A 402-nucleotide genomic window follows, 5' to 3' on the forward strand; every position below is an offset into this window, starting at 1 on the left:
AATGTGCGTTAGACTTGAAGAGATCATAGACATCTGCAAGGCAACTGAGAATAGCCACTTTATTTGGTTTGCGCGTCTCTTAAATAACCATTTGAGAGGGATCTACACGTTCGCCAAATACGGGATATCAACTGGCAAACTTGAGGGTATCAACAATAAGATCAAGACTGAGAGACGTAAGGGTTATGGGTATCCAGATGATGAATACTTCTTTCTGCGATTAATGGAAATATCCCGAAAGGCATCCTAAATCTCACAGCCGTTTACACAAGTTTTTATACTGAACCGTTATCGAGAATGTAAAATAGACTGTGTAATGATGAATGATTCCTTAAATTTATTTCTTTAAACATTAGAAAAAGGAGATACTTTCTCGTATGATTGTTTCGAACAAAAAAAACA

1 protein-coding gene is annotated in these 402 nt (G+C 36.3%); it reads left to right on the forward strand.

Features of this window, described 5'->3' with window-relative positions; genetic code table 11:
• The coding region (locus CP367_RS10260; RefSeq protein WP_143438841.1) for a transposase at positions 1–250 on the forward strand (250 nt) is incomplete at its 5' end.
• Positions 251–402: the final 152 nt, after the last annotated feature.

It is taken from the genome of Lactobacillus sp. UMNPBX16, assembly GCF_002553775.1.
In the GTDB taxonomy this organism is placed as follows: Bacteria; Bacillota; Bacilli; order Lactobacillales; family Lactobacillaceae; genus Lactobacillus; species Lactobacillus crispatus.